Genomic DNA, 25,593 nt, shown 5'->3' with positions numbered 1-25,593 from the left:
TAATATATATTAATTTAACTATAAAAAACTGATTTGATTAAAATAATTCTTAAATAAATATATAAATATTTTCCAATATGTTATAATTTGCAGAGTAAAAATGAATTTATTCAGTGTTTTATTCATATAAGAGATTTTTCATGAATTTTTATATGTTGGTTTTTGTAAAATTTATTATCGGCTTTGCTGTTGTAATTTTTTATTTTAATCAGTCCGGCAAAACGCAGCTTTCCCAAATGACCCCTATTGATCTGATTGGAAATTTTATATTGGGTGGAATAATTGGGGGGGTTATTTATACAGATAGTATTTCTCTGTCTCGTTATATTGTTGTCTTGATAATTGGCACTCTATTAATGCATTTTCTAAATTATATTGCCAAGAAATTTGATGTTTTCCGTGCCTTGGCCTTGGGTAACACGATTGTTTTTATTAAAAACGGTTCTTTATTAATGGATAATATCCAGGATAAAAAAAATAAAATTGATATTATCAATATTATGTCCAGCCTACATTCCAGAGGCATTGGTTCAATGCAGGAAATATATTATGCCCAAATTGAGCCTAATGGATCGTTGACAGTTAAAAATAAAGAGGAAAAGGATCCTTCTGTCATTTTAATCCTTGATAGCGAGATCAAGGATTGTCCATCCCATTTGTTGGATATAAGTCAAGATACGGTCCAGCATTTACTTGATAAATATTCCTTGAAACTGGAGGATGTTTATCTAGCCGAATACTACGATAAAAAGATCATGTTTGCTTTATATGACGGTAAAAGAATAACTATTCCATTTTATTGAGCATCTATAGTGCTATATAAATTAATTTGAATATTTAAGTTTTTGTTTTTTAGTTTGTTTTTGAAAAATGTTTTATTTTATTGGATTTTTAGATGTTTGAAAAACAAAGGTTCTTTGCCTTTTTTATATGTTTATTTATATGTAGTTTTTTTTTTAATTCATTATCTGTTAAAACTGTTTATTGCAATTCAAATGTTCAGAATTTGGGTAATGAACAAATTTTAAAGGTTGTTGACGTATCTGAAATAGACAGGGATGGTTGGGACTGTCTTGCGGTTACTTTTTCATCCCCCCTGAATGAAAACCAGAACTTTGAAGAGATATTGCATCTTTTTGATGCAAAAAAAGGCAAGGTGGATGGCGCCTGGATTTTATCTGAAGATCATCAGGAACTTATTTTTAATCATCTTGAGCCTAACCGGAAACTGGTTTTAACTGTTGATGCTGGATTAAAGGGTAAAGACGCAAAAATTCTCAGAAAAGAATATACGGCCAAAATCACAACAAACGATTTAAGTCCAAATATCAGCTTTGCCAGTCAGGGTTCTTTGTTTCCCGTAAGATTGGCCGAGGGTTTGCCTATTATAACATTGAATGTAAATCAGGCAAATGTTGAATTCTTCAGAATAAAAAATGACCAGCTTGTCAATTTTTTTGAAGATAAGGAATCTTCCTCAATCTTGTCAAATGACATGATCTCGGCTTTGGTTGATAAGGCGGATCTGATATATACGGGTTCTTTTAAGCTAAATGTAGATAAAAATCATCGTCAGAAAATTTTACTGCCGATTTCTTCCATTAAACCTTTACAAAAAAATGGTGTTTATTTTGCGGTTATGCGTTCCGCGGGAATGTATAATTACAGTTATCCTGTTACAGTGTTTACGATTTCTGATATTGGCATTTCCGTACATCGTTATCAGGATAATGATCAGATCAACGTTTTTACACAGTCTCTAGAAACGGGTGATGTCTTACCAAACGTAAATATCAGTGCCTTGGATAAAAAAGGGCATATCATTGCGACAGCTTTTTCAGATAAGGACGGTTATGCAAATTTGACAAATATGTCAAAAGCTAGAATTTTGCTGGCAACACAAAATGGTCAAACATCCTTTATCCAATTAAAGTCTCCAGCTTTGGATTTATCAGATTTTAAAATTGATGGAGATATCCAGCATGATTTACAGTTTTTTGTTTTTGGCCCCCGTGATTTGTATCGTCCGGGAGAAACCGTAATATTGAACGCTTTATTGAGGGATGCGGATGGGCAATCTGTTCAAAATATTCCAGTCAATGCTATTGTTTATAATGCAGAGGGAAAAAAGGCTCAAAATTTTGTTTGGAAAGCCTCAGAGACAGGATTTTATCAATATCAGTTAAAATTACCCGCCAATGCTGTAACAGGCAAATGGTCTGTCGTTGTGAAAGCGGGGAAGAAAGAATTGAATCAGTATCGATTTGCAGTTGAGGATTTTTTGCCTGAACGTATGGGTCTTACTTTACAATCGGAAAATCTGGAAAATTCGAAAAATAATGTGCCTCTGACCTCTCGGCAAGATTTGCATGTCAAGGCGAATGGCTGGTATCTGTATGGGGCACCGGCCAGTCATAATCTTTTATCAGGTTCAATTACCATGCACTCATTGAGAAAAGCGGTTCCTCAATTAAAGGGATTTGAATTTGGTGATAGTCAAGAAAAAAATCTTGATAAACGGATGGATTTTGACGAGATTCATCTGGATCAGCTAGGTTATGGCCAAATTAAAATGGCCAATCAATGGCAAGGGATCAGATCACCTGTTCAATTGATTATTGAGGCCAGCCTGTTTGAAACCGGAGGACGTCCAGTGGTGAGACATTTGACGCAATTTGTATGGCCAGCCAAGCAATTGGTTGGTATCCGGCCCCTTTTTGATTCGGTTACCTCGCATGACAAGCCAATTCGATTTGAGGTTGTCATGGCTGATTTCGAAGGGCATAAATTACCTGCAAAAAATTTAAAAGCAAGATTTATTCATGAACGTCATGATTATTATTGGACGTATTCTGATGATACAGGGTGGGACAGCCATTTTAATAAGAAAGATGTTATAGAGGATGAACAGCTTTTAAACATAGGCCAAAACAAAACAGCGATGCTGACATTTCCTTCCAAAGATTGGGGATTCTATCGATTGGAAGTGTTCAATCCAGATACCGGTTTGACATCCAGTTATTCTTTTGAAACGGGGGCAGTTGAAGAAGCGGGTTCAGAAGAGAATTTGCGTCCCGATCAGGTTAAGGTCATGCTGGATAAAACGGCTTACAAAGCTGGCGATATTGCCCGAATCACTTTGACCCCTCCTTCTGATGGCAAGGGTTATTTGGCGGTAGAATCATCAGGTCAGCTATTATGGCGGCAATCTATTCAGGCTTCTGCTAAAGGTTCAAGTTTTACCCTTCCCATTAATTCAAAATGGTTACGTCATGATGTATATATTACAACTTTGATTATCCGACCCGGTGACCGTAAGGTTGGCGCCACTCCAAAACGATCTGTGGGAATATTACACTTACCTCTTGATCGGCAGGATCGTAAGTTAAAACTTAAAATGAAAATAAATTCAAAAATCGAGCCTTTAACGGATCAGAAAGTTAAGGTCAAAGTTACGGATGCATATGGGAAACCTGTAAAGGATGCCGAGGTTTTGTTATCCGCCGTGGATACAGGTGTCTTAAATATTACGGATTACAAAACTCCAGATCCTTTCAGGGCTTTCTTTGATCGCAAAGCTTATAATGTTGATCAGTTAGATGTTTATGGCAAGTTAATCGAGGCAGGTCAAAACCCTTTGGCAAGTTTGGCTTTTGGTGGGGATGCAATGGTGAAGGGGGGGAAACTGCCCGATACCAAGATCAAGATTGTTACGTTACAACCCAAGCCTATTCATGTGAATGATCAGGGTGAAGCCGAGATTTCAATTACTGTTCCAGATTTTAACGGCGAATTAAGAATTATGGGGCAAGTTTGGACAGCTGGTCAATTTGGTATGGCAGAAAATAAAATAACAGTTGCCGCACCTATTGTTGCCGAAATGTCCACACCACGTTTCCTGGCAGGGGGTGATGAAACGGTTCTGGCACTTGATCTTACTAACATGACCAGACAGTCACAGGAATTATCTGTGCGTTTCAAGACAGAAGGATTTATTTTTGCAACGCGTTCTGGGGATCAAGCTGTTATATTGGCACCAAATGAACGGAAAATATTAAAAATTCCTGTCCAGGCAAAAACAGGATCAGGAGAAGGAAAAATCAGGGTTGATGTTTCAGGAATTGTCTCCAACGGTAAAAAGCAATTATTGAGCCGTTCATGGTCAATTGGAACACGCCCGTCTTATGCTGCTCAATTTATAATAGAACAGACTAAACTAAATAAAAAAAGTTGGCAGATATCACCATCAGTCTTGCATAATATCGGGATTTCAGGTCGTGAGGGGAGACTGAACATAAGTCCTTATCCACCCTTGAATTTATCCAGACAGATTGAGGATTTACAAACTTATCCCTATGAATGTGCCGAACAAACAACAAGTGGAATTTATCCTTTCCTCTATGTAAATAAGGATATCTTAAAACAGCTTAATATTAAAAACAAGCTAACCGATCAACAGCGTCATGATGCGATTAATTCAGCGATTTTCCATATACTAACGATGCAGCGTTCAAATGGGGGATTTGGGTTATGGAGCAGTGACAGCCCAGAAGAATATTGGTTAACCGTTTATATCACGGATTTCCTTATTCAGGCACGGGACCGGGGTTATATGATTCCTGAAGATGTCTTGCAAAATGTCTTAAAACGTTTGTTAATATATGTTCAAAACGGCAATGAGATTGACCCTTATTACAGTCGTGACTTTAATGAATCGCGTTTTACGGTTCAAGCCTATGCTGGATATGTATTGGCACGAACAAAACAGGTACCTTTAGCCGCATTAAGAAATCTTTACAATCATCGTAAACAGGCACCATCAGGACTTTCTTTAATTCAGTTGTCAGCAGCATTAAAGCTAATGGGAGATGAGGGACGTTCTGCACAGACCTTAAATGAAGGTTTACATTATGGACAACGTGTTCATGATTGGTGGATAGGAGATTATGGAAGTGATATTCGTGATAATGCGTTAATTCTTGCACTTTTACAGGATAATCATTTGGTCAGTGATGACGTTGTTATACAAAGGCTGTTTGCTTTAAGTCACCAAATTGAAGATAAAATATATTTGTCTACACAGGAAAAGAATGCAATTTTTCTGGCAGGATATCGCTATGTTTCAAAATCCGCTAAAAACTGGAAGGTTGAGGTCGACGTGGCAGGGAATCATTATAACCTGACAAACCAAAAATCTTTTTTGCAATTCAATGATCAGGAAATGAGACAGATCAATACGCTTCGCCTTGCCAGCAAAACGGGAGATGTTGATCTATATCCAAATCTCGGTTTATCCGGTTATCCGTTACGGGCTCCTGTACAGGTTCAGAAAAAGGAACTGAACATAGAAAGAGAATTTCTTGATATTTACGGTAATCCAGTGGATTTGAAAAATGTCAAAACGGGTGATCTTATATTGGTTAGAATTAAGATATTTTCGTTTTCAAGAATGCATGATGCCCTGGTGGTTGATTTCCTGCCCGCTGGATTTGAGCTGGAAAATCAAGATCTTTCAAATGCTTCTGTCAATTTGGAAAATGCAGGGGAGGTAATTAAAAAATCTCTTGAAAAAATGCAGGAAGCATCCATTCAACATCAAGAATATCGTGATGACCGTTATGTAGCCCAATTGGATCTTACAAATAAAACTGAACTGGTTTATTTGGCCCGTGCGGTGACACCTGGAAGGTATCACATACCATCGGCAACATTACAGTCGATGTATCAGCCAGGCCGGTTTGCAAGGACCAGTGGCAATATGACATTAATAGTTAAAGCACGTTAAAAAATTAATAAAAAGGTCATAATCAGGTGTGCATCAATATATGATGGTGTACGCCTTTTTTATTAGAAATAAATGGTGTGTATAGTGCGTGTGATAGGTCAGATTTACCGAAAAGGGGTAATATTCTGTTTATTTATTTGTATTGGGTTATTTATAGCGGATAAAACCAACCCTCTTCCTTTACCAAATATCAGTTCTTCTCGTGTCGTTTTGGCAGAGGATGGAACGCCCTTATGGCGTTTTACCAATCAAAAAGGGGTCTGGCGTTATCCTGTTACCATCCAACAGGTTTCTCCATATTATATTCAGGCTTTGTTAGCCTATGAAGATCGGTGGTTTTATCATCATCCCGGCATTAATCCTGTCGCTTTGGGCAGGGCTTTTGGACAAGATATTTATCATCATCATATCGTATCGGGTGGTAGTACGCTCTCAATGCAGGTTGCCCGTATTGTTGATCACTGTCCCCATACTTATTTGGGAAAAATTGGGCAGATTTTCCGGGCGTTGCAACTTGAATGGCATTTGAATAAAGAACAGATTCTAACCATTTATCTAAATCATGTATCTTATGGGGGAATGGTAGAGGGTATTGCGGCGGCGAGTTGGACATATCTTGGTAAACCACCGGATCAACTTACCAAAGGAGAGGCAGCCTTGCTGGCTGTTCTACCACAAGCGCCCAGCCGTTTACGACCAGATCGTTATCCTGAGCGTGCCAAGAAGGCTCGTGACAAAGTTCTGGAGCGGCTGGCTCAATTCAAGGTATGGTCAAAGAGAGATATTGAGGAAATTAAAGGGGAAAATGTTTTATTAAGTGAACGTCAGATACCACAATTGGCTCCCTTATTGGCGAGACGATTATCACTTCAGAACAAAGATGCAGTCATTCATAGCACTATCAATATAGATATGCAACGTCATTTGGAGGAACTTCTTGAAAATTGGAAAAACCGTTTGCCACCGCATAATTCCGCTGCCATTTTGGTGGTGGATTCAGCGACAATGCAGGTTAAGGCCTATCTCGGCTCTGTAGATTTACAGGATAAACAGCGTTTTGGTTATGTGGACATGGTAACCGCTATCCGTTCACCGGGTTCAACATTAAAGCCTTTTCTTTATGGGTTGGCCATGGATGAAGGGCTTATCCATTCTGAATCCTTATTGCAGGATGTACCAAGACAATCTGGTCATTATAGGCCAGAGGATTTTTCTTCTTCATTTGTTGGACCCGTTTCAGTAAGCCAGGCATTGCGAAGGTCACTTAATTTACCAGCCGTACAAGTGTTGGAAGTTTATGGAGCCAGAAAATTCTATGGCAAATTAACAGGTGCCGGCATTAGATTAAAACTGCCTCAAATGGTTGAACCAAATTTGGCAATTATTCTTGGCGGGATTGGTACGTCTTTGGAAAATGTTGTTACAGCTTATAGCGCGTTCGCAAGAAAGGGGAAGGTTGCAATGTTACGTTTCAAGAATAATGGATCCATGAATGAACGGCCATTATTGTCTGAAGGTTCAGCCTGGGTTATTCGGAAAATTCTGGAAGGTGAAAGTCCATTGGACAGTAATTTTGATCGGCAGATTTTTCAGCAGGATCATTTGGCATGGAAAACAGGGACAAGTTACGGATATAGGGATGCTTGGGCTGTTGGCGTTGGCAAACATTATATAATGGGGGTCTGGATTGGAAGACCTGATGGCACACCTGTGGCAGGCCAATATGGAATAGCTTCCGCAACCCCCTTGTTATTTCATGTATATGATATGGTCAGAAACCAAGCTTCACAGACGTTTTCATATAGTATTAAAGATCATGATCCGGCAACAGTAAGCGTTGCACAGATATGTTGGCCATCTGGACAGATATTGCCAGATAGGGATCAAAATTGCCGACAAAAAAGGACCGCATGGATTATAAACCATATAGTTCCACCCACTTTGGAAATGGCCGATCAACCGTTAGGAACGGGTATCAGCCAAACGGTATGGATCAATAAACGAGGATTTCAAGTATCGTCTGATTGTCCAGGAGCCATTGAAAAAAAAATTGATCTGTGGCCAATCGCACTTGAACCTTGGTTGCCCCTTACAGAACAGCGTCACAATCGTCTGCCCACACAGGATTTATCCTGTCCCTCCTTATCTTTGATGGAATCTTCTTCCTTGTCCATTATAGGTGTAAAAAACGGAGACCATTTACAGTTGCCTCCCAGTAATATGCATCCGTTAACTTTAAAATTATCTGCCCTTGGGGGGACAAAGAAAAAATGGTGGTTCCTAAATGGTTATCTTATTCAGGAAACTGATGGAAATCAAAGTTTTGATCATGTTTTTCATAATCATGGAAAGCAACAATTGACGGTAATGGATGAAATGGGAAAAACGGCTCTTGCTGAATTTACGTTGAATTAAAGGCATGAATTCATAGGATATACTATCAGGTAAAAAATAAATGGATTCATTGACGATTTGAAATCATATTTATGGCCTTGGTATAGATCATCTTCATTCAAGAAAATATCTTGTATCTTTTCATATAATCGTGGAAAACAATTGTTATATACAGGTAATAATTTCAAAGAGAATTATTGGATATGTATCCGAATCATTTTAAAAAAGACAAGGCATCCATTATTTCATTCCTGTTTTTAATTTTGTGTTTTGCATTATTTTTATATGAAAATATAAAAGGTTTAGGTTTTTTAAGATTTACAGACGAATCAGGTCATTTTGTAGGTGCACAAGCCATTCATAAAGGGGACAAACTTTACAGGGACTATATAGATTATCATGGTCCCGTAATTTATATGCTGACATGGATGATGGGATTAATTGTTGGTTTCTCAGAAGTATGGCTGTTGAGACTCATTTCTTCGTTTAGTGCAATGCTAGCTGCCCTGTGTTTATTTTTTTCCCCAATTTTTCATTATTTTTGGCAACGTTATCTTGTAACCGCTTTGTGGTTTGGTTTCATTTCAAGTGTCTGGCTTATACAGGGTTTATATCTTGATAATTATTGGACATTAGGTGGGTGTTTTGCAGCTATTGGTTTGGTCACTCTTGTTATTCCCATGATTTATGACATAAAGCCGTCACGGATACAGGCTTTTACAGGAGGATTTTTTATCACGCTTTTGCCTTTTATTGCCTATCCTTTTGCAATAACCGCCTTTATTTTATTTCTTGTTGTTATCAATGGAATTTGTATAGATCATAGAAAATATGTTTCGATATTCGCGACAAGTTTGTCGGGGTGTTTGACATCTATCATTATGATGCTTGTCTGGTTAGGTATATATGGGGATATAGGTGGAATGGTTGCCTTTCATTTCATCACCAACCAAATGAATTATGCACGATATATTCCCTTCAATTTAAGCAATTTTTTTCTAAGTTTGATTCCATCTTTTTCCTCTAATCATATTGTAGAAACATTTGCTTTATTTTCGTTTTGTTTTGGGGGGATTATCCTGGTTGCAAAAGGAAAATATAAAATAAGTGCATGTCTTGTATTGTGCGGGATTCTGGGTTTGCAGGCTCGAGGAAGTATCCTGTTTCAAAATGGTGCTTTCCTTATAGCTTCTGTAACCTTAATAATCGTTGCTTTTGTAAAATCAACGGAAGTCAAGCCGGATATTTCCCTGTTTTTCTCTGTCATTTCAACTTTTAGCATCTTTTTTATCATTGATCAATATGCAGTATCCTCTCCCAATATTTTAGACAAGCAACAACGTAATGCCTATCAATGGCATGCCTTTCGTGAAGGATATAATGAAGACACGAAAGCAATTTGGTTTTACGTTGATAAAAACGAAAGAATATTATCTATACCTTATAATCCAGATATTTATATTTTGGCTAACCGTTTGCCCATAAAAAAATATCACGCTTATTTACCATGGGAGGCAGACTACGCTTCACATCCTTGGCACCATTATGAACGGGACCTTTGTAAAGATTTGCCTAAAAATAAGCCACCACTTATTTATTATGATCCATCAATAATATGGGGCAAATATATGCCAGATCAGTTCTTGAGTTGCGTATTGATAGTTTTGAAAAATGATTATACCCATATTGCAACGGATTCTTACATTTATGTTCGTAATGACCGTTATAGGGAAAAAGGTAAAATAAATTAGTCGTGTATTGTTTAACCATATTAGGGGTATTAACCTAATATGGTTATATTGTTATATAGCGTCCGGGTGATTGCTGATTGTTGTTACGTTAATTGTAATTAAAAAGGTTTATCAACACCGGGTTGTTTGAGGCGGATAAAATAGGTCATGATTGCCGCACAATAATATAAAAAACCAAAAATTATGAAGACGCTAAAATGTCCCAATCCTGTAAAAAGAATGAGAGAAACCAAAGCGGGTCCGCCAAAATTGCTTAGACCACCACCAAGATTTTGGATGGATACGGCTGCCCCTTTATGTTCAGGTGTCAACATTGGAAAAATGGCTCCCATTGGAACAAAGGCTGTAATGGTCAGGGCAAAAAACAGGATTCCGCATATGCTAGCCCATATATTTCCGGGAAACCAGACCGGAATAAAATAAAGCAGGATGGTTGCCGTTCCACATCCTATAAATCCCGCCCATCGCATTTGCTTTAACCAACCAATACGATCGCCGATAATGCCCCATAGAACATTGGTAAAAGGTTGGATTGGATATATACTAAGGCTGATAATTTTCCATTGTTCATCCGTAAAATGTCCACCATGTTCAGACGTGTAGAAAATAGGCATTACGACCGCAAGAATACCAAAAAGGGAAAAGTTACAGATCGCACGGGTTATGAGTGCAATTGCCAGATCACGATTATAAAAAACGAGTGAGAGATCTTGGATAATACCTTTAAATTTGTGTTCGAATGAATGAATCTGATGATTTTTCTTTTCCATAACGGGCGCCTTGAGAAGGAAAAAGGCGATTGCACCACCTGCAGTTGCCCAGCCTATGGATTGCCATAAAGTGTTGATCTCGCCAAAGTAACGGACAGAATAAATCGGTAACAAATTTCCGAGAATGCCAAACCCTATGGTGAACATGGACCAGATCCACCCCACCGCCGAGGCAAGCTGGCTGTCGGGGGTTTCTTTTACAACCCAATAGAAAAATGCATAAAAGAACAAGGGATAAGCAAAACCGCGTAGACCATAGAATAGCAACATCATGTAATAGTTATGAGGTATAACTCCGAAAAGCATAAAGGCTGCGTGAAAAACAATCCATGTAATGGCACCAACCATCATGATTTTTTTTGCACCAAATGTTTCAGCTAGAACGCCAGAAAGCCAGCTTGAAATTGCAGCGGTTAACCCATAAGCAGCAAAAATAAGGCTGACTTTTTTTTCTGCGAATCCCAGTGTAACAATGTATTTGGAAAGGAAATTCAGTTCAAGACCGTCGCCAATCATGAAAAGGGCAATGGCAATATACCCCCAAAACAGAGAGACTGGCATTCCCATCATCATACGTGATTTTGTTTGGATATTATTCATAAGTAATCTTTGAGCATGATAAGTTTATAAAAAAAGCCCGAATTAAATTGATTTCGGGCTTTGTATCGGAATAAAATTCAGAAGAATCTTATTCGGGCATTTCAATTTGCAATTTTACATCAGCAGGTTGTGCTGATGCGGCCCGTTCAAAAGCCTCGATACTTTTTGAGAATGGATAAACTCCAGAAATTAATGGCTTGATATCAATCTTTCCAGAAGCAATCAGATTAATGGTCCGGTCATAAACATGTGCATATCGAAAGATTGTTTCCATATGTATTTCCTTTGCTTGTGCAGTAACAAGATCAAAGGGGATCTTGTCAACGGGCATCCCTACAAATACTATGGTTCCACCAGGGCGGACACAGGCCAATACGGTATCATAAGCGGAGGGATGTCCTGAAGCCTCAAAAACGACATCTGCCCCCCAGTTTTTACCGCATTCCGCCTTGACTCTTTCCTCTACGGATTCATTTTTCAAATTAATTGGGATAATGCCATGATATTGTTTGGCAATATCCAGTTTGGGTTGAGCAAGATCAGAGATGAAAACCTTGCTTGCGCCAGAGGCAAGTGCGGCAAGTGCGGTCAGAATGCCAATTGGACCACATCCTGTCACTAAACAGATATCGCCAGGTTTTAATCGGGCTTTTACGGCAGCCTGAACGCCAATGGCAAGAGGTTCAACAAAGGCACCTTCCTCGAAAGATACGTTGTCGGGCAGTTTAAATGTAAAAGCAGCGGGATGTACCACCGTTTCCGTTAAGCATCCATGAACGGGTGGGGTTGCCCAGAACACGACGTCAGGATCAACATTGTAAATACCGAGTTTTGTTGCGCGTGAGTGTGGATTGGGTATGCCGGGCTCCATACATACACGATCCCCAACCTTTAAATTTTCAACATTTTTGCCTGTCTCAATAACAATACCAGAAGCCTCGTGCCCGAGCACCATTGGTTGATTTACGATAAAAGGGCCAATTTTTCCATGTGTGTAGTAATGTACATCACTTCCACAAATACCAACATTACGTATTTTTATTTTAACGTCATTATCCCCTACTGTAGAGGGTAAATCAATGTTACGGATACTTAATTTGCCTTTTTCTTCAAGTACAAGAGCTTGAGCCATGAAATGTTCCTTACTGGAATAAACATATAAAATACACAATTATGTTACCAATATTCCGTAAGTATGAAAAATAACAAATGTGTTATTTCAAAGTAATTTCATTCTATTTATAAAAGATTGAAATAGCAATTTTTAATAAAAAAATATTTGTTCGTAATTATAAATAGTTTTATTGTTATTACAGTTCAGTAGTTTATATAACTATTACATTTAATTGGATAATGACAGAAATATTTTATTTATTTTTTTGTCATTTTGTTTAAATAAAAAAATCCAAGAAAAGAGTTCGATGATGATTAAACAAATATCAGGTAACAAAACGTTAAAGATTGGAATCATTGGTACTGGAGCTATTGGTCAGGATCATATCAAACGATGTACGAACTTTTTATCAGGAGTCGAGGTTGTTGCTGTCAGTGACATTGATAAAAAATCTGCACAGAATGCCATTTCCACATATGGATTGGATGCTAAAGCATATGAATCAGGGAACGATTTGATTCAAGCGAAAGAGGTGGATGCAATTATCATTGCCTCTTCAGGTAAAACCCATGCGGAATATATATTGTCTGGCATTGAGGCAAAAAAATTCATTTTTTGTGAAAAGCCGCTGGCAACGACAATCGAGGAATGTCAAGCGATCATCGAGACTGAGCAAACATATGGAAAACGTTTAGTTCAGGTTGGATTTATGCGCTCTTATGATCGGCGATATCAAGAACTGAAAAAAATCATTCAAGATAAAAAATTAGGCCAGATCCTGATGATACATGCGGCACATAGGAATCAGGAGTGTCCAGAGAATTTTACATCTGAAATGGTTATAACGGATACCTTAATTCATGAACTGGATATATTTCGTTGGTTGTTGAACGATGAATTTGTTACCGTAAGTATGATTCCAATCCGTAAAACATCAAAAGCGCCAAAAGGCTTGCAGGATCCTCAGTTTGCACTTTTGGAAACCCAATCAGGAATCAGAATTAATGTGGAATTATTTGTAAACTGTCAATATGGTTACGATATCAAATGTGAAATTGTGGGTGAAGAAGGTGTGGCCAGCTTACCCGCTCCTGCTGCTGTTTCAATATGCCAGCATGAAAAACGGTATGATCAAATTTTGGCAAATTGGCAGGATTGGTTTTTGGAAGCCTATAATATTGAAATACAGGAATTCATTAATGAATGTCTGGTTGGAAAATTACAAGGTCCGGACGCATGGCGGGGATATATGGCGACTTATGTGGCCGAATTCTGTATTGAATCTCAAAAAAAAGGTCAGGAAATTGCAATACCCGTCTTGAAATGTCCCGATTTTTATAGGTCTGATAATAAAATTGAGTAAATTTATAAAAAATTGGAATATATTTAAGTATAGAATCTAAATCATGATTATTTTTAATAGATAATGAGGAAATGATGAATGCTGTAAAACAGAATTATGGGGATGGTAAATTGGTTTGCTATAAAACTTTGCCAATATGGAATGTAAAAACTTTACCAAAATCTTTCAAGGAATGCCATAATACAAAAGAGGGTGTCTGGGCAAAATTAAAGATATTATCAGGATCTTTGGTAATGGAATTTTTGAATGATAAAAAAGAAATTGAGAAAGAAACTGAATATTCAGTTGTGCATCAACCTGAAATGATAAAGCCACGCCAATATCATAAAATCGCTTCCTGCAGTGAGGATATGACCTGTCAGTTATCTTTTTATACAGTTTCGTCAAATGATTGATACGGGTATCTCCTGTTCCATAGACTATTAACCGATACCAATTAATAGTCTATGGAATTATGTAGGATTACTCGGAAATTGCTTTATCTTCGTAATACGCAATTCTTTTTACCTTAGGCTCTGATCTACCTTTTTCATATTCAGAATCAAGCCAGGCCTGAAGGATTGTTTTTGCCAGTTCTTCACCGATAACACGGGCACCCAATGTGATGATTTGTGCATCATTGCTTTTTCTGGCCCGTTCGGCGGAATAGGTATCATGGCATTGAGCCGCACGAATGCCGGGTATCTTATTTGCAACAATTGCCATTCCTATTCCAGTGCCACAAATCAAAATCCCTCTTTCATGTTTGCCGGACTTGATTGCCTGTCCTACAGACCAGGCAATATCCGGATACAGATTTGAATCGCGATTGGAATCGCTACTGTAGTCTGTCACTTCAATATTGTTGGATTGAAGCCAGTCTACGATTTTATTTTTTAAGTCAACAGCAGCATCATCGCAGCCGATAGCAATAGAAGGCATTTTTATATTCCTTAAAATTTCTTAAAATATTTCATTGTATTGGTGTATTAAAATATTTTTAAAGATTCCCATTTATGGCATGTATTTTATAAAGTTTTTCACCAATAAATATACAAGTAATTTAGATTAAAAGATCACAAGAAGTTTATTTGTTTTTGAATATATTCTGGCTGATCATCATAGTAAACATTACAGATGAGCAGAGAAAAATGATGGAAAAAAACGGTAAATCTTCTATTACGAAAATAGATAATATTCCCAAGACAATGAAAGCAATTGTTGCTTATGCGCCACATGATTACCGTTTGGAAGAGGTTCCTGTACCACAAATTGGGTCTGAAGAAATTCTTGTTAAAGTAGAGGCATGTGGAATTTGCGCTGGGGATACCAAAGCATTTGATGGGGCGCCAAGTTTTTGGGGGGATGAAAAGCAACCTGCCTATATTAAGGCTCCCATGATACCCGGTCATGAATTTATTGGGCATGTTGTTGCCTATGGCGATAAAATCAAAGATTTCAAACTGAATGACCGTATTATTTCCGAACAAATTGTTCCTTGTTGGGAATGCCGTTTCTGTAAACGTGGTGAATACTGGATGTGTGAAAAACACGATCTTTACGGTTTTCAAAACAACGTTAATGGCGGCATGGCAGAATATATAAAATTGCCTAAAGAAGCGATTAACTATCATTTGCCAGATGATCTTCCCATGAAACAGGCTGTTCTGGTTGAACCATATGCCTGTTCATTACATGCCGTGCAACGTGCAAGTGTTAAGTTGGGAGATTTTGTGGTGCTATCTGGTGCCGGCACTCTGGGTTTAGGTATGATTGGCGCATTGAAAAAATCCGGCCCCGACAAACTGGTTGTTCTTGATTTGAATGATGATCGTTTAGCACTGGCTAAGAAATTCGGTGCTGATATCGTGATGAATCCGGCCCGTGAAGATGTCGTCAAGAAAATCAAGGATATGACCGAAGGATATGGTTGCGATATTTATATTGAAGCTACGGGTGCAGGCAAATCAGTAGAGCAGGGTCTGTCAATGATTCGCAAACTTGGTCGTTTTGTTGAATTTTCTGTATTCAAAGATCCAGTATCGGTTGACTGGAGTATCATTAGTGATCGTAAGGAGTTGGATGTCTTGGGATCACATTTGGGTCCTTATTGCTATCCCATGGTGATCAAGGGAATACAAAATGGTGATTTTCCAACGGAAGGCGTTGTAACGCATGTTTTCCCGCTAAAAGATTTTAAAGAAGCTTTTGACATAATGAAAAAAGGAGTGGGTTCTTTAAAGGTCGTACTCGATCCAAATTTATAATTTATTGAATTTTAGCCATCTAATTATTTGAAAGTAATTTATTTACTAAGAGGGAGACCTGCACGTGAACAAAGTCATAGAGAGACTTTTCATTTCTCCAAAATTGATGTTGGGTTATTTTGGAGTATTAATTTTCATGGCTGGTGAAGGGCTGGAACAGAACTGGTTGTCTCCCTTTTTACAACAGCATGGTCTAACTGCACATCAGGCTTCTACCATTTTCACGGTTTATGGATTGATGGTTGCCATTTCATCATGGCTTTCAGGTGTTTTGGCAGAGATTTTCGGGGTTCGGAAAGTGATGACCATTGGACTTGTCCTTTTTTTTGTAGGGTCATTTCTTTTTTTGGTTTTTGGTATTCCAACTTATAATTTTAGCGTTATATTGCCTACCTATGCAGTGCGGGGACTTGCTTATCCTCTGTTCGCTTATGGTTTTCTAGTTTCAGTTGCATATGAGGCTCCCCGTGAACGGTTGGGAGGTGCTGTCGGTATGTTCTGGCTTGTTTATGCAGGTGGGATTTCCGTTCTGGGAACTGGCTATTCAAATATTATGCTTTATTATTTCCATATGGAAAACCTTCATTTATTGTGGACGGCATTGATTTTTGTTGCTGTAGGTGCTGTTATTGCACTGAGTCTAAGTGGAAAAAAATCTGCACAAAATAATTATCCAGAAGATGATGAAACCCATTCATTAAAACATTTGTTAAAAGGTTTAACGATTGTTTATGAAAAACCAAAAGTGGGGATTGGTGGTCTTGTTCGGATGATTAATACAAGTGCCGCATACGGTTTTTCAGTTTTTATGCCAACTTTTTTATTCGGTATGGGATATGCTGAAAATGCGTGGCTTGAGGTTGCCGTGTATTTATGGATGGGTAATGTTGTATTCAATCTTATCTTTGGGGCCGCAAGTGACAAATTGGGGTGGCGTAACGTTGTTATGTGGTTTGGCTGTATAGGCTGTGCATTGAGCGTTATGGCATATACCTATTGCATTTCTATTCATGCGGATCTTTTCACCATAAAAATATGCGCCGCTATATATGGTGCATTGCTTGCAGCATTTGTTCCTTTATCAGCCATTATGCCAAATCTTGCCCCTGAAAATAAGGGTGCGGCCATGTCAATTCTTAATTTTGGTGCAGGAATGAGTTACTTTTTTGGTTATGCAATTGTCATGCTTTTTCAAGGGATCATTGGTAATTTCGGGGTGATGTACATTTATATCGGGCTTTATTTTGTTGCTGCAGCATTGATGATTTTTGTCAAGGTTCAACAATATAAAAATGAAACAATTGATCAAGAAGTCGGTGTGGCAATAGAAGAAACATTATAGCCTATTAAGGAGAGGTTTATGTCAACAAATCAAATGTTTGATTTATCAGGTAAAACTGCACTTGTTACCGGGGGGGCTGCCGGTATTGGAAACGAGATTGTTCGGACTTTTTTACAAAAAGGTGTAAAGGTAGCGTTGTTGGATCGACTTGATACCATTGATCAGGTCGCAAAAAATCTAGGCCCAGATAATGCTATTGGTATCCAGGTTGACGTAACGAATAAAAAACAGGTTGATCAGGCAGTAAAAAAAGTTGTTGATCATTTTGGTCGTATAGATATTGCTGTAAATTGTGCGGGTGTTGCTTTGCTTGATGCAGCTGAAACGCTCAGTGAGGAAATGTGGAATGCGACTATTAATATTAATTTAACTGGTACCTATTGGGTTGCCCAGGCAGTGGGAAACGTGATGTTAAAACAAAAGAGTGGATCTATTATTAATATGGCTTCACAGGCGGGGGTTATCGCCTTGCAAAAACATGCTGCTTATTGTGCCAGCAAGGCAGGTGTTATTGGATTGACACATGTACTGGCATTGGAATGGGGACCTCATGGGATCAATGTTAATGCGATTTCTCCAACCGTTGTTTTGACGGAACTTGGGAAAAAAGCATGGGCAGGTAAAGTTGGTGAGGATATGAAGGCGCAAATTCCCATGCGCCGTTTTGCTGAACCCGAACAGATTGCCGCTGCAGCTGTTTATCTTGCCAGCTCTGAAGCATCTATTGTGAATGGTGCTAATTTAGTCATTGATGGTGGATTTACCATTCAATAAAAAGAAATAAAAAATAATGAGAATAAATAATGACAATGAACAGAATTATTAATGATCCAGATTTAGTCGTTGAAGATGCAATCGAGGGATATGTCGTCGCCCATCCAGAATTTTTTGAAAAAACGGATAATTCTAGAGTTCTAAAATATTCAGGTTCAGAAAAAAAAGGTAAAGTTGGCATTATTACAGGTGGCGGTTCCGGTCATGAACCAGCCTTTCTGGGATATGTGGGTAAAAATATGGTTGATGCGGTTGCAATTGGGGAAATTTTTTCTTCTCCCACTGCTGGTGCATTTTTGGATGCGATGAAAGCCGCAGATTCAGGTGCTGGTGTTGCTTGTTTATACGGCAATTATGCTGGCGATAATATGAATGTCAAGATGGCAATAAAGAAGGCCACAGCCGCTGGTATTACAGTCAAAACAGTTGTTGCCAATGATGATGTCGCTTCCGCACCGGCCAGTGAAATAGAGAAACGCCGCGGTGTTGCGGGTGAAATCCTTATGTGGAAAATTGGTGGGGCTGCCGCTGCCGAAGGATATGATCTTGATGGTGTTATTGCCGCTGCTCAAAAAGCAATAAATAACTGTCGTTCAATTGGGGTTGGCTTGAGTTCTTGTACTATTCCTGCAGTTGGAAAACCAAATTTCCATATTGAAAAAGGAACAATGGAATTGGGTATTGGCCATCATGGTGAACCTGGAATCAAGGTTGTTCCTATAGAAACGGCAAAAGAGATGGCGGAAACCATGCTTCATCCAATCATGGAGGAAGGTCTTTTTGAACCCGGATCTGAAGTGGTCGTGCTGGTTTCCGGCCTTGGAGCAACACCTGTTATGGAGCTTTATATCTATTATGCAGAGGTTGAACGTCTTTTGAAGGCTAAAAATGTCAAGATCCATCGCTGTTATGTAGGAAATTATTTTACTTCTCTTGAAATGATGGGTGTGACGCTTTCCGTTATGAAATTAGATGCGGAATTAAAAAAACTGATTGATATTCCTGCACGTTCTTTGGGTTTGGTACAGGAGTAAATGGCATGACAGAAGTGGCTAAAATTGAAAATGGCACCGAGATTGTTGATGATCTAATCAGCTGTATCGTGAATAACCGTGATTATTTAAGTGAGATTGACGGTGCGATCGGTGATGGTGATCATGGGATCAACATGGCAAAGGGATTTAACATTTGCAAACATCGTATTGATGGGAAAAATCTTTCATTGTCAGAAGCCTTTGAAATATTAAGTGATTCTCTGATGGAGGGGATTGGTGGTTCAATGGGGCCTTTATATGGCAGTATTTTTGCTGGATGGGCTGAGGCAATTCAAGGTAAAAGTACCTTGAATTCAAATGAATTCAAGGAAATGCTTTCAAAAGGGTTGCATGAATTACAGGAAATTAGTTCTGCCAAACAGGGTGATAAATGTTTGGTTGATACTTTAATGCCTGCAATTGAAGGATTCAAAAAAGCGAATGAATCCGGAAAAACATTTCATGAAGCTTTGATTATTATGAAACAGGCAGCACATGATGGTAAGGAATCCACCCGCAATCTTGTTGCCAAAATAGGTCGTGCCAGTCGTTTGGGTGAACGTTCAAAAGGCATTTTGGATGCTGGTGCAACTTCTTGCTGTTTGCTGTTAACGCAACTTGCGGACAGTATTTCGAAAAGAATTTCCTAAATTTTTAAAAAATAAAATACAAATTATATACATTATCGATAAATCGATAATGTATATAACCTTTTATTAAAAGTTGACCGTAGATCTCAATCCAAAAATGGCGGCATTTGGAATTTTCTTTTTACTATTTTCCTCAAGATTCAATCCTCCACCGGAACGGAAGACATATTGAAAATCAGGTTTTAACTCTAGCCATGATGTGGCCTGTATTTGCCAGGCGAGCTCGATATGATGTTCTGTTTTTCGAATACACCAGTATGGATCCGCAAAATTGCGGTAATCACGGTCATAATGTCTGGCACGATTGCCAGTATGGGCAAATCCCCAGCCAAAACCCAGGGAATCATGTTCCCGATTGAGAAGTCCCTTATAGACAATCCCTGCATCTCCTGCATAATTGATGGGGCTACGGTCAGTTGGGCTAACTTGCATTCTTCCAAATATGCCAAGAGATTCTTTTTTGTTTCCCGGATTTCTCCATATCATTTGATCCATAATTCCATAAACTGACCAGGTATGGCGATGGTTGAGCATTGTTTGGGGGTTGTCTGGATTTCCTAATGGATTCCCATCCCTGTTATAACGTTGATCCGGGAATTTTGAACTATCAAAATAGGCTCCCAATCGATAAGTTCCAGGATAAGCGGTATATTTTTCATCATCTTCATTGCCAGGATTTAGATGATATTGAATTTCATTGGTTATGAATACCCCGGTGGTAAAATTGAAATGTGTTCCTGATTGATGCTTGGAATATGGATCACAGGTAAATGGTCCGGATGGATTGCAAAAAGAAACATTGTTGGGATTACTGTCCGCAACTGCAAAAAGGTCCGTCCAGTGATCATTGGGTTGAAAACTGAAACGGATTGCAGGAGAGGCAACGGGATAATCAATTCCTCCACTATAGGTATTGACTGATGGAATCATGGGCCATCCAAAAGAGGAGTTAATGAATAGGGTTGCATAATCGCTGATGTTAAACTCCTGGTCCAAACTTAATTTCCCGATGCGAACGGTCATTTTATTATCAAAAAATCCCTGTTGGTACCATAGCTCCCATAAACGAGTCGAGCGATCGCCTTCCCAACCACTGGTAGAGTTATAGGCTCCTATATTTTCTGCCGTAAAAGCCCGTCCTCGAAGTTGCAGGGCGCTAATGTTAAAAAGACCATTTTTAATTCCTGTCACTTTCTCGGGATCCCAGTTCAAGGTAACTGTGGTCAAACCTGTATAGGCCGCACCCTGCTTGATGCCCCCATAAGGATTTCCCCATACCTCATTGACATCTACCAGGGTGAGGGTCAGACCATATTGTGCCATAAGGGAACGTAATCCCAAAATATTTCCCAATAGCATATCGTTGTTTTCGGGTGCCTGACCTGTATCCTTATCAAGGATTGTGGCTGGTGGAGGGGATTTTTTTACCGGGGTGGCCCCGCTAATATTTGTCGATGGAGATGCGCCCTGATTAACAATAGGGGAATTTCCAACCGCATGTGCTGAATGTTGATTAATCAGAGCTTGATATACAACAAAATTAATTAAAACAATTTTGGGTAAATTATTTTTTTTTGATAAAAATAGCTGGGAATAGCGATGAGACATTATAATACACTTCATTGCAAATGATTATTATTAACGCGAAATTAAAGTTAATCTTATTTATTTTGTATTGTCAATTAGTTGATATTATTGTGCTTATGACCTGTATCAGGATTTGACATTCTTTTTCTGTGCCAATTGTTATCCTAAGCCAATTTTGAATGCGTGGAAGATTAAAATGTCTAACTAAAATTTTATTTTTTCTTAACTGTATTGCAAGCTCTTCACCAGATATCTTGGGATGAGATGTAAAAACAAAGTTTGATTTTGAATCGAGAGTTGTGAATCCTAATTCAGAAAGGGCATTGATCAGGTAATCTCTGTTTTTGATAATCTGTCGGGCATTATTAACAGACCATTGAATGTCTTTTACTGATGCAATCGCACCAATTTGTGCCAATCGATCTAAGGGATATGAATTAAAGCTGTCCTTTACACGTCTAATACCTTCAATTAATTGTGTGTTTCCAATTGCATAACCAACGCGTAACCCGGCAAAGGCGTGAAATTTCGAGAAAGTTCGAACAACTAGAAGATTTTGAAATTGATTGATAAGGGGAATGACCGATTTTCCACCAAAATCTATATAGGCTTCATCGATAATAACAATTTGTTCAGGGTGTGTTTCAAGGTAATGCCGGATTGTCTCCTGGTCAATTAGCAAGCCAGTTGGAGCGTTGGGGTTGGCAATGACGATCCCGCAAGCATCCTCTGCATCATATTGTTCAAGGTCAATCTTGAAATTTCCGGTTAGGGGAATGGTTTTATAGTCAATATTGAAAAGATTGCAGTAAACAGGGTAAAAACTATAGGTTATATCTGGAAAGAGAACAGGTTTTTCATGTTTTAATAAGGCATGAAAGGCAAATCCAAGCACCTCATCAGAGCCATTACCGACGAAAATCTGGTCTGGTTGGACATGGTGTAAATCAGCCAAGGATTGACAAAGGGCCTGGGATGTAGGATCGGGATACAATTTTAATAAATTATTGGTATTTGCCTGTAAGGCTTTTAGTACGTTGGGGGATATATCATACGCATTTTCATTTGTATTAAGTTTGATAAGATTATTTACCTTGGGTTGTTCCCCAGGTGTGTAAGGAACTAAATTTTTGACAAAAGAACTCCAATAACGATTTTGCATAAGGATATACCTATTTAAAAAATTATGAAATTTAAATGTTTTGATAGTTTTCAAGTAAGTATATTAGATGTTTATTCCCCTGTTGTTCTGCAAGTTTTAAGGGTGTAAAGCCTTCCCCATCGGCGTGCCGAGGGTTCGCCCCGGCTTTTAATAAAATTTCAGTCATGTCGTTTCGGTTAAAAAGGATTGCAAACATCAAAGGTGTGCGTCCTAGATTATTGGGAATATCAACCGAGGCACCAGCCTTAATCAAAAGATTGGCCATTTCAACATGATCTTTGAAAGCTACGCCCATTAAAGCCGTTGCACCTGTTTTATCCTGCAGATCAGGATTTGCCCCGCTTTTTAATAGGAAAGCCGTTGCATCATGATGATTATTGTAAGTGGTTAAGATGAGAGGAGTATATCCTTTTTCATTCTGATGATTGATATTCATACCCGCGGCGATGAATTCTTCAAGCAAAGGAAGTGAACCTTCTCTAGCAGAATTGAAATAAAGCGTTTCTATTTCCTGTGAAGTGAATTCGGGGGAAGAACTAGAATCAAGAGAAGATGAAACCGTCATGGTATTGCCATATTATTGAGAGTTAATGAACAAAAATCTGGTTTTTATTTTATAGTGCCGCGTATAAAAAAGAAAGATCAAGAAAAATAAGATTTCTTTTATAGGAGAAAGTTTTATAAAAGTGTATGATTTTAATATAATTTAATATAATCGATAAAATTGATTACAGATAAAATGTTTTATTAATTGAACATTTGGCAGGGGGTCAGAATTTATCGGAATATTAACAATTCGATCTTAAGTTAATTGATAGCTTTGTAGGATAAAATTTTTGTAATTTGAACAATCGATTTTTTTTCCTTTTTTATTGGGTGATATAAATTGATTTAAAAAAAACGATTAAATTTATGATTAACGAAGTTATTTTAAAAGTTGTTTGATGGAGAGACTTGAATGAATATGGATAAGGTATGTATTAATACCATTCGTGGACTTGCAATTGATCAAGTGCAGAAAGCTAACTCTGGTCATCCAGGTACGCCGCTTGATTTGGCACCCGCGACATATGCCTTATGGAATAATATTTTAAATTATGATCCTGCGAATCCATTGTGGCCGGCCCGCGATCGTTTTGTTTTGTCAGGTGGTCATGCCTGTTCCCTTTTATATGCCATGATTCATTTAAGCGGTATTAAGGAAGTGACACGTCAAGGTAAAGTGGAAAACAAACCAGCCTTAACCCTTGAAGATTTAAGTCAATTCAGACAGCTCAATTCAAAAACGCCCGGTCATCCAGAGTATTTGCATACCACCGGAATTGAAACCACAACAGGACCTTTAGCTCAAGGGATTGCAACGTCTGTGGGGATGGCGATTGCCCAGGAATGGTTTGCTGCACGTTATAATCGACCAGAATTTCCATTGTTCGATTATCATGTCTATGCCTTTTGCGGTGATGGTGATCTTATGGAGGGGATTTCCTATGAGGCGGCCTCTCTTGCAGGACATTTGAAGTTAGGTAACCTTATCTGGGTATATGATCGGAACCGTATTACGATCGAGGGCAATATCAATATTGCCTTTACAGAAAATGTTGAAAAACGTTTTGAAGCTGCAGGATGGAAAATCTATCATGTGAAAGATGGTAACGATATTGATGATTTCCAAAATAAGATTAATCAAGCGCGTCAAAATAAAGCCATGCCAAGTTTCATCGTCATTGATAGTGTTATCGGGTATGGGTCTCCTAATAAAGCGGGAAAATCAGTAGCGCATGGTGAACCGCTCGGGGTGGAAGAAGTTAAAGCGACCAAAAAGAATCTTGGTTTGCCTGAAGACAAAGATTTCTTTGTCCCTGATGGTGTAATGGATCATTTTAAAGCCAATATTGGTAAAAGAGGGGCTGCAGCCTATCAAAAATGGCATACGCTGTTTGCGGATTATAAGGTAAAATATCCCGAGTTGGGTCAAGAGATCGAGGATATTTTAAATCATCGCCTACCAAAGGGATGGGACAAGGATATTCCAATTTTTGCGCCTGATGCCAAAGGGGTTGCATCGCGGTCCAGCTCAGGAAAGGTATTGAATGCCATTGCGAAGAATGTTCCCTGGTTAATCGGTGGGTCTGCTGATCTTGCCCCCTCTAATAAAAGCAATCTGGATTTTGAAGGGGCTGGAGTTTTTCAGAATCCTGCTTATGGCGGCACATATGATGGACGGAATTTTCATTTTGGCGTTCGTGAACATGCCATGGGGGCAATTGTCAACGGAATGGCCTTAAGCGGTTTGCGTTCGTATGCCGCAGGATTTTTCATTTTTTCTGACTATATGAAAAATCCCATCCGTTTGTCTGCATTGATGCATTTGCCAGTCATATATATTTTTACGCATGATAGTATCGGGGTTGGTGAGGACGGTCCGACACATCAGCCAGTTGAGCAGTTGGTTCACTTCAGGGCAACGCCTAATCTTGTTGTCTTTCGTCCCGCCGATGCAAACGAGGTTGTCGAGGCATGGAAATATGCGATGCAGGAAAATTCTAAACCAGTCATTCTTGCATTAAGTCGTCAGAATTTGCCAACAATCGACCGCCATCAATATGCTTCGGCAGAAGGGCTTAAAAAGGGTGCTTATGTTGTTGCGGATTGTGAAGGTAAGCCAGACTTGATTCTCATGGCGACAGGAAGCGAGGTTGGTTTGATTATGGAAGCTTATCAGGTTTTAACAAAATCCGGAAAAAAGGTTCGGGTTGTTTCAATGCCCTCATGGGAACTTTTTGAAGAACAGTCCAAGTCTTATCGTGATCAGGTTTTGCCTCCTAGTATAACAGCACGTGTCGCGGTTGAACAGGGATCTCCCATTGGATGGGATCGTTATGCTGGAACAACCGGTGCAATCATCGCTATGCGTGGCTTTGGTGCCTCTGCTCCCTATGGTGATCTACAGAAAAAATTCGGGTTTACTCTTGAAGCTGTTTTACAAGCGGCACAGGAACAATTGACAAGGTAAATGTTGTG

The 25,593-nt window shown here is 38.7% G+C and carries 18 protein-coding genes; 12 read left to right on the top strand and 6 right to left on the bottom strand.

All coding sequences use genetic code 11. The annotated features are described in order from the left end of the window. The first annotated feature begins 140 nt into the window (after nt 1-140). The 4 genes from H3T44_RS06120 to H3T44_RS09110 all read left to right on the top strand — a co-directional run bounded on the left by H3T44_RS06120 (nt 141) and on the right by H3T44_RS09110 (nt 9,930). Nucleotides 141-803 carry a DUF421 domain-containing protein gene (locus H3T44_RS06120; protein ID WP_110439269.1) on the top strand — a complete coding sequence of 221 codons (663 nt, stop codon included), beginning with the start codon at nt 141-143 and terminating at the stop codon, nt 801-803. A gap of 203 nt (nt 804-1,006) precedes the next feature. Next, entirely contained in the window at nt 1,007-5,785 is a 4,779-nt protein-coding gene (locus H3T44_RS06115; protein WP_198196596.1) for an alpha-2-macroglobulin, read from the top strand. Nucleotides 5,786-5,869: 84 nt separating this feature from the next. After that, on the top strand, nt 5,870-8,200 hold the full coding sequence (gene pbpC / locus H3T44_RS06110) for a peptidoglycan glycosyltransferase PbpC (RefSeq protein ID WP_198196595.1): 2,331 nt from the start codon (nt 5,870-5,872) through the stop codon (nt 8,198-8,200). Nucleotides 8,201-8,382: 182 nt separating this feature from the next. Further along, a complete protein-coding gene (locus H3T44_RS09110) occupies nt 8,383-9,930 on the top strand; it encodes a hypothetical protein (RefSeq protein ID WP_232347548.1) in 1,548 nt (515 codons plus the stop codon). 98 nt (nt 9,931-10,028) lie between these two features. Here the strand turns inward: H3T44_RS09110 and H3T44_RS06095 are convergent, their stop codons facing one another. Continuing rightward, on the bottom strand, nt 10,029-11,300 hold the full coding sequence (locus H3T44_RS06095; RefSeq protein ID WP_230882804.1) for an MFS transporter: 1,272 nt from the start codon (nt 11,298-11,300) through the stop codon (nt 10,029-10,031). A gap of 88 nt (nt 11,301-11,388) precedes the next feature. Continuing rightward, nucleotides 11,389-12,432, bottom strand: a complete 1,044-nt coding sequence (locus H3T44_RS06090; RefSeq protein ID WP_198196594.1) for an NAD(P)-dependent alcohol dehydrogenase — start codon at nt 12,430-12,432, stop codon at nt 11,389-11,391. 289 nt (nt 12,433-12,721) lie between these two features. On the opposite strand from H3T44_RS06090, the gene H3T44_RS06085 reads away from it, so the two are divergent. Together H3T44_RS06085 and H3T44_RS06080 are read left to right on the top strand one after the other, a co-directional pair. Beyond that, nucleotides 12,722-13,777, top strand: coding sequence for a Gfo/Idh/MocA family protein (locus H3T44_RS06085; protein ID WP_196424069.1), 1,056 nt, complete (start codon nt 12,722-12,724; stop codon nt 13,775-13,777). Nucleotides 13,778-13,848: 71 nt separating this feature from the next. Continuing rightward, complete coding sequence (locus H3T44_RS06080; protein WP_110439274.1) at nt 13,849-14,172, top strand: DUF1971 domain-containing protein; 324 nt, start codon at nt 13,849-13,851, stop codon at nt 14,170-14,172. Nucleotides 14,173-14,239: 67 nt separating this feature from the next. Here H3T44_RS06080 and rpiB read toward each other — a convergent pair whose 3' ends face one another. Next, nucleotides 14,240-14,698: a ribose 5-phosphate isomerase B gene (gene rpiB / locus H3T44_RS06075; RefSeq protein ID WP_155564799.1), complete on the bottom strand. Its 459-nt coding sequence runs from the start codon at nt 14,696-14,698 to the stop codon at nt 14,240-14,242. Between the two features lie 209 nt (nt 14,699-14,907). Here rpiB and H3T44_RS06070 point away from each other — a divergent pair, with 209 nt between their 5' ends. The 5 genes from H3T44_RS06070 (at nt 14,908) to dhaL (ending at nt 19,823) form a co-directional block, all read left to right on the top strand. Further along, complete coding sequence (locus H3T44_RS06070; protein WP_155564800.1) at nt 14,908-16,023, top strand: alcohol dehydrogenase catalytic domain-containing protein; 1,116 nt, start codon at nt 14,908-14,910, stop codon at nt 16,021-16,023. A 64-nt stretch (nt 16,024-16,087) separates the two neighbouring features. After that, on the top strand, nt 16,088-17,365 hold the full coding sequence (locus H3T44_RS06065; protein ID WP_240993380.1) for an MFS transporter: 1,278 nt from the start codon (nt 16,088-16,090) through the stop codon (nt 17,363-17,365). A gap of 18 nt (nt 17,366-17,383) precedes the next feature. Beyond that, nucleotides 17,384-18,139 carry an SDR family oxidoreductase gene (locus H3T44_RS06060; protein ID WP_155564801.1) on the top strand — a complete coding sequence of 252 codons (756 nt, stop codon included), beginning with the start codon at nt 17,384-17,386 and terminating at the stop codon, nt 18,137-18,139. Nucleotides 18,140-18,174: 35 nt separating this feature from the next. Beyond that, on the top strand, nt 18,175-19,173 hold the full coding sequence (locus tag H3T44_RS06055) for a dihydroxyacetone kinase subunit DhaK (protein ID WP_122124222.1): 999 nt from the start codon (nt 18,175-18,177) through the stop codon (nt 19,171-19,173). Between the two features lie 5 nt (nt 19,174-19,178). Then, the gene (dhaL, locus tag H3T44_RS06050; protein WP_155567526.1) at nt 19,179-19,823 is read left to right on the top strand and encodes a dihydroxyacetone kinase subunit DhaL; all 645 of its coding nucleotides are present in this window, start codon (nt 19,179-19,181) and stop codon (nt 19,821-19,823) included. A 66-nt stretch (nt 19,824-19,889) separates the two neighbouring features. Here dhaL and H3T44_RS06045 read toward each other — a convergent pair whose 3' ends face one another. The 3 genes from H3T44_RS06045 to H3T44_RS06035 all read right to left on the bottom strand — a co-directional run bounded on the left by H3T44_RS06045 (nt 19,890) and on the right by H3T44_RS06035 (nt 23,137). Further along, nucleotides 19,890-21,431: a carbohydrate porin gene (locus H3T44_RS06045; protein WP_110439279.1), complete on the bottom strand. Its 1,542-nt coding sequence runs from the start codon at nt 21,429-21,431 to the stop codon at nt 19,890-19,892. Nucleotides 21,432-21,501: 70 nt separating this feature from the next. Continuing rightward, nucleotides 21,502-22,572: a histidinol-phosphate transaminase gene (gene hisC / locus H3T44_RS06040; RefSeq protein ID WP_198196593.1), complete on the bottom strand. Its 1,071-nt coding sequence runs from the start codon at nt 22,570-22,572 to the stop codon at nt 21,502-21,504. A gap of 31 nt (nt 22,573-22,603) precedes the next feature. Beyond that, nucleotides 22,604-23,137 carry an ankyrin repeat domain-containing protein gene (locus H3T44_RS06035; RefSeq protein WP_198196592.1) on the bottom strand — a complete coding sequence of 178 codons (534 nt, stop codon included), beginning with the start codon at nt 23,135-23,137 and terminating at the stop codon, nt 22,604-22,606. 393 nt (nt 23,138-23,530) lie between these two features. On the opposite strand from H3T44_RS06035, the gene tkt reads away from it, so the two are divergent. Next, on the top strand, nt 23,531-25,585 hold the full coding sequence (tkt, locus tag H3T44_RS06030; RefSeq protein WP_198196591.1) for a transketolase: 2,055 nt from the start codon (nt 23,531-23,533) through the stop codon (nt 25,583-25,585). Nucleotides 25,586-25,593 lie beyond the last annotated feature (8 nt).

It is taken from the genome of Commensalibacter sp. M0355, from assembly GCF_016101365.1.
Classification (GTDB): Bacteria; Pseudomonadota; Alphaproteobacteria; order Acetobacterales; family Acetobacteraceae; genus Commensalibacter; species Commensalibacter melissae.
Note: the sequence above shows the minus strand (reverse complement) of the source record. Positions and strands in the feature narration are given on the sequence as shown.